Origin of the sequence: Microbacterium sp. NPDC006705 (assembly GCF_044903545.1) — a bacterium.
GTDB lineage: Bacteria > Actinomycetota > Actinomycetes > Actinomycetales > Microbacteriaceae > Microbacterium > Microbacterium plantarum.
Genome location: NZ_JBJDQQ010000001.1, coordinates 1,896,093 through 1,911,876 on the forward strand (window position 1 = coordinate 1,896,093; position 15,784 = coordinate 1,911,876).

The window sequence follows — 15,784 nt, forward strand, 5'->3', positions numbered from 1 at the left end:
ACCTTGTCGAACCGGAACATCAGCTCCGCTACGTCCTCGTCCCCCTCGATCGCAGGGCTTTCTCCTGCCGGCGCCTCGCCGGGGTGTTCGAGCGGATGCCCGGGGTGGAAGCCGCACACGTTGACGTAGAAGTGGCGCACCGTGTCCAGCAGACGTCGAGCACGGGTGACGCGATCGGCGCAGGGGCGCGAGTCGAATCGCTCGCTCGCTCGCTCGTGAAACGGTTCCGGTGACGGCCAGCACGGGCGGCATCGTCCTGGTTCGCACTCGCGTCACCGACGCGCAGGTGCGACGCAGCCGGGTCGACGTCGACGTGCACGCACAGCGGCGCGTCGCACCGATGCAGCAGCATCACGTCCGGGGAGAGATCCACGCCGGTGAGGTGTGGGTAGAGGAACAGCTTCCACATCGCCTGAGGGAAGTCCTCGATCGACGAGTGCCTCAGCACCACCTCGTCGGACCCCTCACGGGTGGTCACCGACATGTACCCGGTCTCCACACCGTCCGTGCGCTCGATGATGACTCGCGTCTTCGCGACCGGGCTCCACAGCAGCTCGGCCATGTCCTGGTGCTTCGGGTCCATGCCGCCTTGGAAGTAGGGGATCGGCTCGGGAGTCGGGGCCTCGTAGGCCCAGTAGCGGAGGGCGTCGCCCAGGGTGCGGGACGTGTTGTTCATGGTGAGTCTCCTTCGTTGTTCTTGGTCGGTGTCAAAGCAAGAGAACGAAGCGACGGAACGAAGTGCCACGACGCAGCGGTAAGCGGACTGAGGAGCGAAGCGACGAGGGAGCATTAAGGAGCGGAGTCGTGGCACGCAGAGACAGAGCGTAGTTATCGTGGCGAAGCACCGAACCAAGAACAACGAAGGAGACGGGACCTCCCCACCACAACATCAGCAGCGGTGGAACCGTCTTCGCTGTCCCCCAAGACATCGCATGAAGCGGCCCGTTCGGGCTGTCTACCCAGTAGAGGGTCTCCTCGTGCTGGAAGCGTTCGTTCAGACGACGAGATGAGTACCGTTACGACTCAGCGCGATGGTGAGGAGTCGCATCAGATACTGAAGAGCGATCTGACAGGTGCCGGCTGCCGCGCCGAAGCTTGACGTCATCCAGACCGTCGCGCCCGTCTCGCTCGTGGCCACGACCTCGCGGTCGAGCAGGTGGTACATAGCTGACCTCCTGCCATGCGCAATCCCACTCGTGAGCTTCCAGCTCACGAGCAGAGAGAAGGGGTAGTCCCCTGCGGGTTCCTGGGCTGCTCGTAGGCGTTCGGAGATGCGCGGGGGATTGAGGCTCCGCCCCTTTATGCCGGAGCGGGCATCGCACAACTCGCGCAGTCTCATGACGGTGGCGTCATCGGAAGTCAGCCTCGCCTCTGAGCCTTGAATGACTGAGTTCAGACCGTGTTCGTCTCTGCGGTTCTCGTAGGAGAGCTGAAGGGTCCGAAGAACGCGAGTGTCGCGTGCCCTCGAACCGATCATCCAAAGGCCGACTCCGGCTGCCTCGAGCGCGTTTCGAGTGAGCCCAAAGTGGGCCGACATAGGCATGGTCTGCGCGTCCTGGATCACGAGCTTCACCGTTCGCAGGTTGTCGAAAGCCACGCCTACGAAGGTGCCGAGCCACTGGGAAGTGGGCTCGTAGGGCGTGGCTCTGTCGTCCCCTGCAAGAGCCGTACCCGGGCGAACCTCGAAGCCACTCCACATAGCGTGCAGCGCCTCGATCTGCGCGAACGAGGCGAAGAGCGCGGACTGCAGCTCGTGCTCTTGTTCCGGGGATTCACGACGATGAAGGTCGTCATACCCACTCGGACGCGCCATACCTGCAGCGTTCCGGCGCGAAACAGTTTCGGCAGGGGGTTTCGCCGGATCAACCCTCCGCGTGTGGGGCCCTGCGTCCTTCAATTCGTGCTCCTGGACAGGTGGCGTTGTTGCCGGCAAGTGGGCGGGCGCGGCGAAGTGATGGGTTCGCCGCGACGGGGCGACTCAGCCGTCGATCTGCCCGGTGGCGATGGCCATGGCGCGGCCTACGATTTGGAAGGCCATGTTGAAGCCGAGGAGAGCGCGCGTGCTGCTCCTTTTCATGCACGCGTGGCGACGGACTATCTCGCGGCCTCACAGAGCTGCGGTCCGTAGGGGGTCCTGGCAGATTCCTCAAGACCGTGCGGACTGTATCCTCGCCCCCAGGGGCGGTGATCAGAGCGCGATCGAGCCGCTAGTAGCGCTCTACTCGCACACTCTTCTTGCCACCGAACAGGCCTCGAGTATTTACCACGCTAGTTCTGACAAGCTGAAGGCAGGAGCCTGTACCTCGGTTCCGTAGGTAATCCAATGGAGGACACCGTGACAGTTCAAAACTGCCGAAGACCGCTCGCGATCGTGAGCGTCGCTATCCTGGGGGGCGCATTCCTCACGGGATTCGTCGGGTCTGCCGCGCAAGCGAACAATGACCAGGCCGGAGAGATTGTGGATGCGGTCGCTGCCGAGCGGGGCGTCTTTCGCACCATCAGCGGAGACCCTATCACCGTGGAGAACGACGACCACGAGTTGGGCGAGCGGGTAGTCACCGGGGTGACGGACGAAGAGACACCCGTCCAGATATTCATCCAGTCCAGCGCGATCGCTGAAGCGGACCGCGCAAAGGTTGAAGAAACGATGTCGGCTGTACCTGAACCCGCGGACTTGACCTTCTCAGAGGAACCACCTGGTCCCGTTTCCGGCGAAATCGAGACAGATCCACTTAGTGACGACCCCATGGATTGGGAGGTCGTGAGTGTTATCGCCTTCACCGATTCGACCGCATCGTTCGCGTGGCCCGAGAAGGAAACCTTCTCCGTGTACGAAGGTGACTCGCTCCTTGGCGTCAGCGAGGACGGACTGTTCGTGACGCATCGTCTTGAACCAGAGAAGTCGTACACCTTCAGCATGATCGCGGCCTCACCGACCGCCAGATCCTCGGATGACCAGGTGAGTACGGCGTCCCGGACTATCACGTTCCAGACCTTCACGGGGGTTGCAAGCGAGGATCAGGAGCGCCTCATCGAACCTCGCACATACCAGCCGTGGTACAACCAGTACGTGCACAAGACGTTCATCCCCGATCTGCGGGTGGGCGGGCTCCAGTGCAATCTGAATCATCCGTTCGACGAATGGCACTTCGGTGGTGATTTCCGGACCTACGAGTTCCCGGCGCCCGAGACTCCCTGGGGGGTTGCCAACTACCGAACAATGATGTTCGTCAACGTCAACTGGGACAACCCCGCGCCCTACAACATGAGCTGGGTGAAGGATGTGGGATCTACGAGAATCTATAAGAATGGCAACCTCGACCGAACTCTATACGCGAACATGGACTCGATGACGTTCCACGACGCGCAGGCGAACTCGAGTTACGCTAAGATTCGCCTCCAGCACTATGGAAGCAATCCCGGGTGCGCGCTTCTCGATTTTGAGTACAGCGGGGCGATCACCTACGGCGAAACCGTCGAGTTCTACCGCAGCGGCACGATCTCTGTCGATGGAAGCAGGTTCCGCGCTCCGGCACACGAGATGTACGGCGGGTTTACGCCTCCTAACGGCAGCCACACCATCTGGAAGACGATCGCGCGGTTGCCGAACGATGGGTTCGAGTGCCTGCTTGGGCCACTCGCTTGCTCCCCCGGCTTCTACGAGCAGAGCGCGTCCTACTAGTCTCAGATCATGGAACGTGAGGTCGCCACCGCGAGGGGCGTGAACATGCTTTGCATGGGCATGGTTCTCGCAGTGGCGACCTTGCTCTTAGTGATCGCAGACTGGATCGTTGCCGGCGTCAATATCAACTCGATACGAGTTGACGTTCTCCATCCGGTGGCGATGTTCACGGTTGGAGTCGGAGTCAGATTTCTCGGGTCGATCATCACGCGCAACGCCACCAGGGTGCTGCATGTGATGGTCGGAGACGTCGCCGCGGTCTTCGTCGGGTTGCTCGCGTTCTTTCTCGTCGCCGCAGCGCACGATCAGGCGAACATCGTCACGCTCGCAGCGATCATCCTCACGATCATCGCTCTCCCGACCGCTGCCATCACATCATTGATCGCAAGCAGCGTCGCCCGGTCCCGTTCAGCGGTGGCCGTCATGGGTAGCGTGAGCTTGTGTTTACTTCTCTGCGCTGTAGCCGCACAAGGCATTGTCTACTGGGCATAGCGCGGAGCGCGGCGAGTTCGCGAAGTACGCCGCGACGGCGGCGGCGGATACCCCAGTGCCTCGGTACCCTCACGCCCGAGGAGGCGGAGTGCTAGGCGAGCCTCCCGACGTCGGGCGCTGTCACCGTCCGACGAATCGAACAGGAACGCATCCCCGTTGCGGATGCCCGGACCGCGTCGCTTCAAGTCCTAGCGAAACAACGCTGAGCCCATACGAACGCCGAAGGCCTCCGCCGGTTTCCCGGTCGGAGGCCTCCGTCTCACTGTGCGCGAGGGGGGACTTGAACCCCCACGCCCTTGCGGGCACTGGCACCTGAAGCCAGCGCGTCTACCTATTCCGCCACTCGCGCGAGAACGTGTTTCCACGAACTCAACTTCCCGAGGATATCACGCCGATGGCGGCTCCTGAGCCGCGATCCGAGCCCCAATGCATGGTCCGTTCAGCCTCGCTGACTACGATGAAGCAACCATCCGCCTGCCTGAGGAGCCCCGTGGGACTACTTGACAGCTTCGAGAAGGGTCTCGAGCGTGCCGTCAACGGCGCGTTCGCCAAGACCTTCCGCAGCGGCGTCCAGCCAGTGGAGATCGCCTCCGCCCTCCGCAGCGAACTCGACAAGAAGGCCGCCGTCGTCAGCCGCGACCGCATCCTCGTTCCGAACGCCTTCACGGTGCGCCTCTCCGACAACGACGCCGAGCGCATGAACGCGATCGGGCCCGCTCTCCTCGACGAACTCCGCGGCCTGGTCGAGAAGCACGCCAAGGCTCAGGGCTACTCGTTCTCGGGTGCCGTCTCGGTCTCCCTGCAGGACGACCCGCAGCTCTCGACCGGCACCGTCCGCGTCGACTCCAACTCCGATGCGGGTGCCCGCGTGTCGTGGCAGGCCGTGCTCGACATCGACGGCACGCGGCATCCGATCGTCGCAGCGCGCACCGTCATCGGACGCGGCAGCGACGCCGACATCACCATCCCGGATGCCGGAACCAGCCGGAAGCACGTCGAGATCCTCTGGGACGGCGAGCGCGCCATGGTGCGCGACCTCGGTTCCACCAACGGCACCCAGCTCAACGGCGCGCGGGTCAGCGAGGCCGCCCTGCCGTCGGAGGGCGTCGTGCGCATCGGTCGCACCGACATCGTCTTCCGCGTCGTCCCGCAGGCGCAGGCTCCCGCGCGGCCCCGGATGTCGGCGGCCGACGCGACCCGCATGTACGACACCCGAGGTGAAGCCCGATGAGTCCGCTCACCCTCCTGCTGCTGCAGATCGGCTTCCTGGTCCTGCTGTGGTTCTTCGTCTTCGCCGTCGTGTACTCGCTGCGCGCCGACCTGTTCGGCGTGAAGGTGCGCAAGCTCCCCGAGCCGGCGGCAGCCGGTGCTGCCCCGGCTGCGAGCCCCGCGGTCACCCGTCCGCCCACGTCGTCTCCGGATGCCGCGACCGCCGCCGTCGGCGCGGTCGGCACCCCGGCCCCGGCAGGCAAGGGCGGAAAGGCGACGACCGACGCCGTGTCGCGCATCGTCATCACGAGCGGCCCCAAGGCCGGCCTCGAGCTTCCGCTCGGCTCCGAGCCGCTGACCATCGGCCGCTCGAGCGAGTCAGGCCTCGTCATCCGCGATGACTACACGTCGAGCCACCACGCGCGTCTCGTGCTGTGGGGCAATCAGTGGATGATCCAGGACCTCGACTCGACCAACGGCACGTGGCACGACGGCGAGCGCGTCGCTTCTCCGGTTCCGATCGTCGTGGGTGCGCCGATCAAGGTCGGCGCAACGACGTTCGAACTGCGGAAGTAGCCCGCACGTATGGTCTTCCAGGGCTCCAGCGCCGCCATCTCGCATACCGGGAAGGTGCGCTCCAACAACCAGGACTCGGGCTTCTGCGGCTCGAACCTGTTCGTCGTCGCCGACGGCATGGGCGGGCATGCCGGTGGTGACGTCGCCTCGAGCCTCGCGGTTCGACGGCTCGAGAGCCTCGACCAAGCCTTCTCCACGACCACCGAGGCCGAGGCCGCCCTGCGCGAGGCGCTGGCCGACACCGCGGCAGAGCTGATCAGCACCGTCAAGGTGCGCCCCGAGCTCGCCGGCATGGGCACGACCGTCAGCGCGCTCGTCATGGTCGACGAGTACGCCGTGATCGCGCACATCGGCGACTCGCGCCTGTACCTCTTCCGCGACGGGGCACTGACCCAGATCACGACGGACCACACGTTCGTGCAGCGTCTGGTCGACTCGGGCCGCATCACCCCCGAAGAGGCTCGCTACCACCCGCGCCGTTCGGTGCTCATGCGTGTGCTCGGTGACATGGACCCCGATCCCGAGATCGACACGTTCATCATGCCCACGCAGCCCGGCGACCGGTGGCTGCTGTGCTCCGACGGACTGTCGGGCGTCGTCGACGACGCCCACACCGCGAAGGCGCTCGGGCAGGGTTGGGCTCCGGGCCGCACGGCCGACAGCCTCCTCAAGCAGGCCCTCGACGGCGGTGCGCCCGACAACGTCACGATCGTCATCGTCGACGTCGGAGGCCAGCACCCGCTGTTCAGCGGACCACCGACGGTCGTGGGGTCGGCGTCGCACCCGCTCGGTATCGAGGTGCCCGCCGCTCGCCCGCAGCGCAGCAGCTGGCTGCATCCTGCTCGCCAGGCCGCGAACGAGCCCACGCACTTCGAGCCTGCCGCGGAGTTCCTCGAGGAGCTGATCGAAGAGGACCGCCGCCGCGCACGTCGCCGCCGGATCACCTGGTTCGCCGGCTTCATCGTCATCCTGGCCGCGATCGGGGTCGTGCTCTTCGGTGCCTACAGCTGGACGCAGACGCGCTACTTCGTCGGCGTCGACGAAGACACGGTCGTGATCTACCGCGGCATCCCGCCGAGCATCGGACCGATCTCGCTCTCCTCGCCCGAGGAAGACACCGGAATCCCCCTCGCCGACCTGGCTCCCTACCAGCTCGACCTGGTGAAGCAGACCATCTCAGCCGACTCGCTCGCCGAGGCCCAAGCCATCGTCGAGAATCTGCGCGTGGACGGAGGATCATCGTGACCGGCACCGCCGTCTCGGCCGACACCTCGGTCATCAAGGCGCTGCGCAAACTGCGGATGCCGCAGACGCAGCGCAACCGCGAGCTGGGCCTGCTCCTGTTCGCGTTCGTCATCAACGCCGCGGCCCTCGCCCTCGTGCAGCTCGGAAAGAACGGGGCGATCGACTCGTCGTTCCTGATCTACTGCGCCGTGCTCGACGCGCTCGCACTGGCCATCCACGTCGTGCTGCGCCTCCGGGCGCGCGACGCCGACCCGTTCGTGGTCCCGATCGCCACGCTCCTCTCGGGCATCGGCATCGCCATGATCTATCGGATCGACCTGGAGGGCACCTCAGCCGGCTGGGACATGCTGGCCGTGCGTCAGATCGTCTGGTGCGCGATCGCCCTCGTGGCAGCCCTCATCGTCGTCATCGCCCTGCGCAACTACCGTGTGCTGTTCCGGTACACCTACGTGTTCGGGTTCGCGGGCATCGCGCTGCTTCTCCTTCCGTTCGTCCCGGGCCTCGGCGTCGAAGCCGGCGCCGACGTCTGGGTGTCGATCGGCGGCATCGTGTCGTTCCAGCCCGGCGAGCTGGCGAAGATCGCCCTCGCGATCTTCTTCGCGGGCTACCTCGTCCGCACGCGCGAATCCCTCACATCGGTCGGAACTCGATTCCTCGGGGTCACCTGGCCGCGAGCTCGCGAGCTCGGTCCGGTCCTCGTGATCTGGGCGATCTCGCTGGGCATCATCGTGCTGCAGCGCGACCTCGGCACCGGCACCCTGATCTTCGGCATGTTCATCGCGATGCTCTACGTCGCGACCGGTAAGACCAGCTGGGTCATGATCGGCCTGAGCCTGGTTCTCGCCGGCGTGATCCTCGCCTCGCAGGTGCTCCCCTACGTCAACGGCCGCTTCCAGAACTGGCTGAACCCGTTCGACCCGAACAACGTCGACGCCGCCGGCGGAAGCTTCCAGCTCATCAACGGCCTGTACGGCCTCGCCAAGGGCGGCTTCATCGGCACGGGGCTCGGCCAGGGTCGCCCCTGGATGACGCCCTTGTCGCAGAGCGACTACATCTTCCCGAGCCTCGGTGAGGAGCTCGGCCTCATCGGCGTCTTCGCCCTGCTGTGCCTCTACATGGTGTTCACGAGCCGCGGCGTGCGCATCGGCCTCGCCGGTCAGGACGACTTCGGCAAGCTCCTCGCGACGGGCCTGTCGTTCACGATCGCGCTGCAGGTGTTCATCATGGTCGGCGGTGTGACCCGCGTCATCCCGCTGACGGGGCTCACGACACCGTTCCTGGCTGCCGGCGGCTCGTCCCTCGTGGCCAACTGGATCATCGTGGCCCTCCTCCTCCGCATCTCGGATGCAGTTCGCTCTCGACCCCGGGTGGTGATCGGATGACCAAGGAACTGCGACGACTCAGCTTCGTGATGCTGGCGATGTTCCTCGCCCTGTTCGTCTCGACCAGCTGGATCCAGGTGATCCAGGCCCAGGCGCTCAACGAGAACCCGGGCAACCGGCGGACGCTGTACGACTCGTTCGAGGTGCAGCGCGGTTCGATCATCGCGGGCGGTTCGGTCGTGGCGGCATCCGTGCCGAGCGGCGACATCTACTCCTGGCAGCGCCAGTACACGGATGCCGCGATGTGGGCGCCCCTCACCGGCTGGATCAACCCGGTGCTCGGGTCGTCGTCGGGGATCGAGCAGATCATGAACCAGTCGCTCTCCGGCACCGACGACACCCAGTTCCTCGCTCGTCTCGAGCAGATCATCTCGGGCGCACCGGCGCGCGGATCGAACGTCCTGCTCACGGTGGACCCGAGAATCCAGCAGGCGGCCTTCGACGCACTCCAGGGCTACGAGGGCGCCGTCGTCGCGAGCGACCCCTCGACCGGACGCATCCTCGCCATGGTCACGAGCCCGAGCTTCGACACCAACCTGCTCGCGTCGCACGACTCCGCCGGCGTCAACGCCGCGTACGACGAACTCGCGGCCGACCCGCTCAAGCCGCTTTTCAACCGGGCGATCGACGGCGATCTCAACCCGCCGGGATCGACGTTCAAGCTCGTCGTGGCCTCCGCCGCGCTGTCGTCGGGCAAGTACACGCCCGAGTCGACGTTCCCGAACCCGGCGACGTGGACGATCCCCGGCACGAGCAACACGCTTCACAACTTCGACCTCGGCACCTGTGGCCCCGGCGACACGGTCACTCTCGCGACCGCGCTGCGGCTCAGCTGCAATATCCCGATGGCCGAACTGGCTGTCGAGCTCGGCGACGACGCCATCCGCGAAGAGGCCGAGAAGTTCGGCTTCAACAGCGAGATGGAGATCCCGCTCGCGACCGCCGCGTCGCAGTACCCCCGCGGGCTGAACGACGCCCGCACGGCGCTCTCGGGGTTCGGTCAGGGGGACGTGACCGCGACGCCGCTGCAGATCAACCAGGTCTCGGCCGGCATCGCGAACGGCGGCATGGTGATGAAGCCGCAGCTTCTCGACTCCGTCGTCGCACCCGATCTGACCGTGCAGGAGAAGTTCGAGCCGAGCGAGTTCGGCCGTGCTCTCAGCAAGGATGTCGCCGAGCAGATGCGGACGCTCATGGTCGCCAATGTCCGTGACGGAGCGGCGAGCGGTGCAAGAATAGACGGCGTCGATGTCGCCGGAAAAACGGGCACTGCGGAGCACGGTCCAGGCGATCCGTACACGTTGTGGTTCACCGGCTTCGCGCCGGCGGACAACCCCCAGGTGGCCGTCACTGTGATGGTCGAGAACGGGGGCGGCCAGGGGCAGGCCGGGACGAGCAGCGGGATCGCAGCCCCCATTGCGAAGAAGGTTATCGAGGCGGTGCTGAACAGATGAGACCCATGCAAGGCGTGAGCTTCGGCGGGCGTTACGAACTGGATTCGCGGATCGCGATCGGCGGTATGGGCGAGGTGTGGGAAGCCACTGACCACGTCATCGGCCGCACTGTCGCGATCAAGATCCTCAAAGACGAGTACATGGGCGACCCCGGGTTCCTCGAGCGCTTCCGCGCCGAGGCCCGTCACGCGGCGCTCGTGAACCACGAGGGCATCGCGAGCGTCTTCGACTACGGCGAGGAGAACGGCAGCGCCTTTCTGGTGATGGAGCTGGTGCCCGGCGAGGCGCTGTCGACGATCCTCGAGCGCGAGGGCTCGCTGTCGTCCGACAAGACGCTCGACATCGTCGCCCAGACCGCCTCGGCGCTGCAGGCTGCGCACGCCGCGGGCCTCGTGCACCGCGACATCAAGCCCGGCAACCTGCTCATCACGCCCGACGGCCGTGTGAAGATCACCGACTTCGGTATCGCGCGTATCGCCGACCAGGTTCCGCTCACCGCGACCGGTCAGGTCATGGGCACCGTCCAGTACCTCTCCCCCGAGCAGGCCTCGGGGCACCCGGCCTCGCCGGCCACGGACATCTACTCGCTCGGCATCGTCGCGTACGAGTCCGTGGCGGGCAAGCGTCCGTTCACGGGTGAGTCGCAGGTCGCGATCGCCATGGCGCAGATCAACGAGCAGCCGCCGCCGCTGCCCGCCACGGTCTCCGACCCGGTGCAGAAGCTCATCCTCGCGATGATCGCGAAGAAGCCCGACGACCGTCCGGCATCCGCCTCGGCCGTCGCGCGCGCGGCATCCGCTCTTCGCCGTGGCGATCTCGCCGCGGCGCATGCCGCGGTGCCGGCGATCGCGGCCGGTGCGGGCACGAGCGACGTCACGCAGCTGATGCCCTCCGCAGGCGGAGACACGGCGACGTTGCTGCTCCCGGCCGGAGCCGCCGCTGCCGGGGCCGGCCTCGCGGCCGCGGGTGCGGCGGGCGCTGCGTCCGAACTCGCTGCTGCGGACGACAACCTCGCCGAGACGCCGAAGCGCAAGCGCAGCCGGTGGACCTGGCCGCTCGTCGCGCTCATCGCCCTGCTCGTCATCGTGCTCGGCGGCACGCTGTTCGCCCTGCTCTCCGGCAACGGCGACCCCGAGCCTGCGCCCTCGAGTCCGACGAGCTCGGCACCGTCGACCCCGACGGACACTCCCTCGGCGCCCCCGAGCCCGAGTGGCCCCTCGACGATCAATGTCGACGGTCTCGGACTCACCGGCCGCTCGTGCGAGGACGCCCTCGCCGTCGCGGCACAGGCGGGCCTCGAGAACGTGACCTGCGCGCCGGGCAACCCGGCCCCGAGCGAGGACCAGATCGGCCAGGTCTACGAGGTCGTTCCGCTCGGCAACGTCAAGCCGACCGACTCGGTGACTCTGACCTCGTACGCCGAGCAGAGCCCCCTCGATGCGCCGGCGGCGCCGACGATCCAGTCGAACGGCCAGACCGTCACGAGCGTCACCGCGCGATCCAGTGTGCAGGTCATGTGGTCGAGCTACTCCTGCCCGGCTGGGCTCACGCCCTCGGAGTACCGCTTCACCGTATCGGGCGGCACCTTCGCCAACGGCCAGACCACCTCGAGCTTCAGCCTCAACCAGCGCCCCGCCACGGTCACCGTGGGCGACTCCGGCGCGCTGTCGGTGACGTACACCGTGACGTGCGCAGGCGAGAGCGGCGACCGGACGTCCCCCGTCTCCTCGGAGGCTGCCGCTACGATCCAGCCGGCTCAGTCGCCGCAGCCCAGTCAGCCGGGCAACGGCGGCAGCAACGGCGGTGGAAACGGGAACGGCAACGGCGGCGGAAACGGCAGCGGAAGCGACGACTGATTCCGGTTCGACCATGAGTCCAACATCCGAGTACGAGTCGAACGCAGGGAGTGACGTGTCGGCAGAGCAACGTGTGCTGTCAGGGCGCTACCGCATCGACGAGCCCATCGGGCGCGGCGGAATGGCGAGCGTGTACCGGGGGTACGACGTCACCCTCGGGCGCGACGTGGCGATCAAAGTGCTCAAGCGCGAGCTGGCCGACGACCCCGGCTTCCGCATGCGGTTCCGCCTCGAGGCGCAGGCCGCGTCGCGGATGGCCCACCCGTCGATCGTCCGTGTGTTCGACGCCGGTGAGGACACCGAGACCGACCCCGACGGCAGTGACCACTCCGTGCCGTACATCGTCATGGAGCTCGTGACGGGTCGGCTGCTGAAGGACATGGTCGAAGCCGGCCCCATCGCCGAATCGGATGCGGTGCGCTACATCGACGGCATCCTCGAAGCCCTCGAGTACTCGCACCGCGCCGGCGTCGTGCACCGCGACATCAAGCCGGGCAACGTCATGATCACCGACGCCGGCACCGTGAAGGTCATGGACTTCGGTATCGCCCGGGCCGTTTCGGACTCGTCGTCGACGGTCGCGGAGACCACGGCGATCATCGGCACGGCGGCCTACTTCTCCCCCGAGCAGGCCAAGGGCGAGCCGGTCGACGCGCGCGCCGACCTCTACTCGACCGGTGTCGTGCTGTACGAACTGCTCACCGGGCGAGCGCCGTTCCGCGGCGAGACGCCGGTGGCCGTCGCCTACCAGCACGTCAGTGAAGCGCCCCTGCCGCCGTCGGAGATCGTCGAGAACGTGCCCCGCGCGCTGGATGCCGTCGTGCTTCGCGCTCTCGCGAAGAGCCCGTTCCAGCGATTCCAGGACGCGACGGAGTTCCGGGCCGCGCTCGACCAGGCGGTCGGCGGCAAGCAGCCGACCAAGCGCCAGATGGGGGCCCTCGCGAGCGAGCTGTACGGGCCGGATCCGCGGCACGCGGCCGAGACGGCACGATCCCTGCGTCAGCTCAGCACCGACAACACGATGCGCCGCACGCAGTCCGGCCCGCCCGTCAGCTGGATCTGGGCCGGAGTGGCGGTGCTCGCCGCCCTACTCATCGCGGTGCTCATCTGGGTCCTGGCATTCCGTGACACGACCACGACCGTGCCTAGTACGTCGCGGGTCGTGCCGGAGGTCGCCGGCAAGTCGTGGGACCTGGCGGAGAATCTCATCGAAGAAGCCGAGCTGGATCCGGTCCGTTCCGACCGCAGCGACGACGCGGTGCCGCCGGGCGACGTCATCAGCACCGAGCCCGCAGCAGGCATCACCCTCTCGCCGGGCCAGCGCGTGACCGTCTACGTCTCGACGGGCCAAGAGATGGCTACCGTCCCGACCCTCCAGAACCTCTCACGCACCGAGGCGACCGAAGCGCTGCAACGTGCCGGGCTGCAGCTGGGCACCGTTCGATCGCGCAACGATCCGACCCTGCCTGCCGGCACGGTCATCGAGGCGTCGGCGCCCGAGGGCTCGGCTCTCGCCATGGGATCGTCGGTCAACCTCGTCGTCGCCAGCGGCACCGTGACCCTCGTCGACCTGACCGGGTACACCGTCGAGGCCGCCGAGCGCGAGCTGCAGCAGGAATCGCGTCAGCTGATCCCCGAGGTCGTCGAAGATCCGGGCTGCGCGGCAGCCGCGGGCGGTCGCACCGTCTCGTCGCAGTCGCTGGCACCGGGCGAGGTCCCGATCGGATCGACCGTCACGCTCCGGGTCTGCACCGGCAGCTGAGACCCGCGCCTCACCGGCTCCGGCGCACCGGTTCAGGTGACGGTTGCATCCCGTCGATGCGGGTGCAACCGCGCTCCGCGCTCCCGCGCGCCGTTCAGTCCGACCGACGCCAGCCAGTTACCCAGCATCCGGTAGCCGCCATCGGTCAGCACGGATTCGGGATGGAACTGCACGCCGACGACGGGTGCGTCACGGTGGGCGATCGCCATGACCGTGCCGCCCGGCGCGCGTGCGGTGACCCGCAGCTCGGCGCGCACCGTCGCGGCGTCGACGGCGAGAGAGTGGTACCTGCCCGCCGTAAATGTCGTCGGCACGCCCTCGAACAGGAAAGACCCGTCGTGTCGCACGTCCGACGTCATCCCGTGCATGAGTTCCGGCGCCTCCCCCACCGTCGCGCCGAACGCGACCGCGATGGCCTGATGCCCAAGACACACCCCGAGCAGCGGAACCGCGGATGCCGCAGCTGCGCGCACGACGTCGATCGAGGCGCCCGCATCCTCTGGAGTGCCCGGTCCCGGCGACACGAGGACGCCGTCGAAGCCCGCCATCACGTGTGAGGGGTCGCTCACGGCATCCGACTCCACCATCTCGGTCACAGCGCCGAGCTCATGGAGATAGCCGACCAGAGTGTGGATGAAGCTGTCGTGATTGTCGATCACGAGGATCGCGGTCACCCGACCGTCGACTCCTCGCCCGGCGCGAAGAACGGCGCGATGGCAGGGAACACCCAGAAGAACAGCGCATAGACGACCGCAGCCGCGAGGATGAGCAGGAAGAACAGCCGGAGCCACCAGGGTCCGGGGAGAACTCGCCACAGTGCTCCGTACATCAGGCGGAGACTCCCTCTGTCAGCGACACCGGCGGACCCGCCGAGGTCGGGGTGAACTCTTCGAAGACCGCGTACGAGATGATGCGCTCGAGCATGTTGAGTTTCGGGGCGCAGCTCGTGAGGGTGAGGTACTTGCCGTTAGCGCTGAGGTCGACCTGCTGGGGAACCGGGTTGAGTACCTCGATCGCCGTGTCCTGCACGTACTCGACGTTGCGGAATCGGTAGGTGTACCAGCCGTCCTGGGTCTGGATGACAATGGCGTCGCCGACCACGAGCCGGTCGACCGGGTCGAAGGGCGCACCCGAGGTCCACCGGTGCGCGGCGACAGCCATGTTGCCGTCGGCGCCCGGCATCGCGGAACCCTCGTAGTGACCGATGTGGCCCTTGTCGAGGATCGCCTTCTTCGCCGTGCCGTTCGCGATGGTGAATTGCCAGTCGGGACCGAAACGCGGGATGTACATGATGCCGAACTCCGCACCCGGCTCGGGCTCGGCCAGCACGGGAATCGCGGCGGGGTCCGCCGGCTCGGGCTCACCGGTAGGCGTCTCGGCCGGCGTCGGAGCCTCTTCGGCCTGGGTCTGCCACTGCTGCGCGAGCGCCGCGGCCTCCGCCTGCTTCTGCGATCCGATGATCATGTCGCCGAACCACATCTGCCAGCTCACGAAGAGCAGCATCACCACACCGGCGGTCAGAAGGAGCTCGCCGAAGACGCTGATCACACTCACGCGTCGCCGCGGGCGCGACGGCGAGCGACGTGAGCGTCGGGACGACGTGCGAGTGCTCTCCACAGTCGCAGAGTTTAGCCCGCAGCCCTGGAAGAACTCACTGTGGCGACGAGACGGCGCACCGCGCTGGATGTCGGCAGATCGACCCAGAGGCGGATGCTGCCGGTCCTGACGCCTGCGCCGTTGACAACCGCGGCACCGCCGAGGTCGTCGAGCAGCGGATGCATCTCGGCCGCGACCGACTCCGGGAGATATCCCACACCGCGACCGTTCGAGAAGGCTGCGATGTTGCCGCGGCCCCGAGACGCGTCCACTTCGGTACGCAGGACATAGGCACGAGGATGACGGCTCTGTCGCTCACGGTCGTTCACGAGATAGTGAGTGCGTTCGAGTCTGACCGCGCGAGACGGGAGCTCCCGCAGATCCGGCAGGTCGTCGTGCCGGCTGACGCGGCCGGTCACTGCGTGGACGATCTGTTCCCACCATGCGGGCATCTCGGCCCCTCTCGATTCGGCATGCCATCACCGAGGCGGAGCACTCCCCTACTGTCTCACGGCCGGCCTGTGGGAGTC

15 protein-coding genes and 1 tRNA gene are annotated in these 15,784 nt (G+C 66.9%); 9 read left to right on the forward strand and 7 right to left on the reverse strand.

Annotated features, from left to right (window positions below; translation table 11 throughout):
- Positions 1-28: 28 nt before the first annotated feature.
- On the reverse strand, positions 29-676 hold the full coding sequence (locus ACI2K6_RS09050) for a hypothetical protein (RefSeq protein ID WP_404568450.1): 648 nt from the start codon (positions 674-676) through the stop codon (positions 29-31).
- Between the two features lie 318 nt (positions 677-994).
- Complete coding sequence (locus tag ACI2K6_RS09055) at positions 995-1,813, reverse strand: hypothetical protein (protein WP_404568451.1); 819 nt, start codon at positions 1,811-1,813, stop codon at positions 995-997.
- 510 nt (positions 1,814-2,323) lie between these two features.
- Between ACI2K6_RS09055 and ACI2K6_RS09060 the strand changes: the two genes are divergently transcribed.
- Positions 2,324-3,682, forward strand: a complete 1,359-nt coding sequence (locus ACI2K6_RS09060; RefSeq protein ID WP_282501759.1) for a hypothetical protein — start codon at positions 2,324-2,326, stop codon at positions 3,680-3,682.
- A 9-nt stretch (positions 3,683-3,691) separates the two neighbouring features.
- A complete protein-coding gene (locus ACI2K6_RS09065) occupies positions 3,692-4,174 on the forward strand; it encodes a hypothetical protein (RefSeq protein ID WP_282501758.1) in 483 nt (160 codons plus the stop codon).
- A gap of 265 nt (positions 4,175-4,439) precedes the next feature.
- Here ACI2K6_RS09065 and ACI2K6_RS09070 read toward each other — a convergent pair.
- Positions 4,440-4,523 (reverse strand) — tRNA-Leu (locus ACI2K6_RS09070).
- A gap of 141 nt (positions 4,524-4,664) precedes the next feature.
- Here ACI2K6_RS09070 and ACI2K6_RS09075 point away from each other — a divergent pair.
- Genes ACI2K6_RS09075 through pknB form a run of 7 tightly spaced genes read left to right on the forward strand, consistent with a single transcriptional unit; the run spans position 4,665 to position 13,658 of the window.
- Positions 4,665-5,405, forward strand: a complete 741-nt coding sequence (locus tag ACI2K6_RS09075) for a DUF3662 and FHA domain-containing protein (RefSeq protein WP_112615553.1) — start codon at positions 4,665-4,667, stop codon at positions 5,403-5,405.
- Complete coding sequence (locus ACI2K6_RS09080; protein WP_269268443.1) at positions 5,402-5,959, forward strand: FHA domain-containing protein; 558 nt, start codon at positions 5,402-5,404, stop codon at positions 5,957-5,959. The genes ACI2K6_RS09075 and ACI2K6_RS09080 overlap by 4 nt, the downstream gene beginning before the upstream one ends.
- 9 nt (positions 5,960-5,968) lie before the next feature.
- Entirely contained in the window at positions 5,969-7,204 is a 1,236-nt protein-coding gene (locus tag ACI2K6_RS09085; protein WP_112615549.1) for a PP2C family serine/threonine-protein phosphatase, read from the forward strand.
- Positions 7,205-7,260: 56 nt separating this feature from the next.
- Positions 7,261-8,586 carry an FtsW/RodA/SpoVE family cell cycle protein gene (locus ACI2K6_RS09090; RefSeq protein ID WP_112616917.1) on the forward strand — a complete coding sequence of 442 codons (1,326 nt, stop codon included), beginning with the start codon at positions 7,261-7,263 and terminating at the stop codon, positions 8,584-8,586.
- Positions 8,583-10,040, forward strand: coding sequence for a penicillin-binding protein 2 (locus ACI2K6_RS09095; RefSeq protein ID WP_282501757.1), 1,458 nt, complete (start codon positions 8,583-8,585; stop codon positions 10,038-10,040). The genes ACI2K6_RS09090 and ACI2K6_RS09095 overlap by 4 nt, the downstream gene beginning before the upstream one ends.
- The gene (locus ACI2K6_RS09100; protein ID WP_404568452.1) at positions 10,037-11,896 is read left to right on the forward strand and encodes a serine/threonine-protein kinase; all 1,860 of its coding nucleotides are present in this window, start codon (positions 10,037-10,039) and stop codon (positions 11,894-11,896) included. The genes ACI2K6_RS09095 and ACI2K6_RS09100 overlap by 4 nt, the downstream gene beginning before the upstream one ends.
- A 13-nt stretch (positions 11,897-11,909) precedes the next feature.
- A complete protein-coding gene (gene pknB / locus ACI2K6_RS09105) occupies positions 11,910-13,658 on the forward strand; it encodes a Stk1 family PASTA domain-containing Ser/Thr kinase (protein ID WP_404568453.1) in 1,749 nt (582 codons plus the stop codon).
- Between the two features lie 32 nt (positions 13,659-13,690).
- On the opposite strand, the gene ACI2K6_RS09110 is transcribed toward pknB, so the two are convergent.
- The 4 genes from ACI2K6_RS09110 to ACI2K6_RS09125 form a co-directional block, all read right to left on the reverse strand.
- A complete protein-coding gene (locus ACI2K6_RS09110; RefSeq protein WP_404568454.1) occupies positions 13,691-14,332 on the reverse strand; it encodes an anthranilate synthase component II in 642 nt (213 codons plus the stop codon).
- Positions 14,329-14,487, reverse strand: coding sequence for a hypothetical protein (locus ACI2K6_RS09115; RefSeq protein ID WP_181574158.1), 159 nt, complete (start codon positions 14,485-14,487; stop codon positions 14,329-14,331). Before ACI2K6_RS09115 ends, ACI2K6_RS09110 begins: the two co-directional genes overlap by 4 nt.
- Positions 14,487-15,212, reverse strand: coding sequence for a class E sortase (locus ACI2K6_RS09120; RefSeq protein ID WP_404568455.1), 726 nt, complete (start codon positions 15,210-15,212; stop codon positions 14,487-14,489). The genes ACI2K6_RS09115 and ACI2K6_RS09120 overlap by 1 nt, the downstream gene beginning before the upstream one ends.
- 74 nt (positions 15,213-15,286) lie before the next feature.
- Entirely contained in the window at positions 15,287-15,706 is a 420-nt protein-coding gene (locus tag ACI2K6_RS09125) for a hypothetical protein (protein ID WP_282501753.1), read from the reverse strand.
- Positions 15,707-15,784 lie beyond the last annotated feature (78 nt).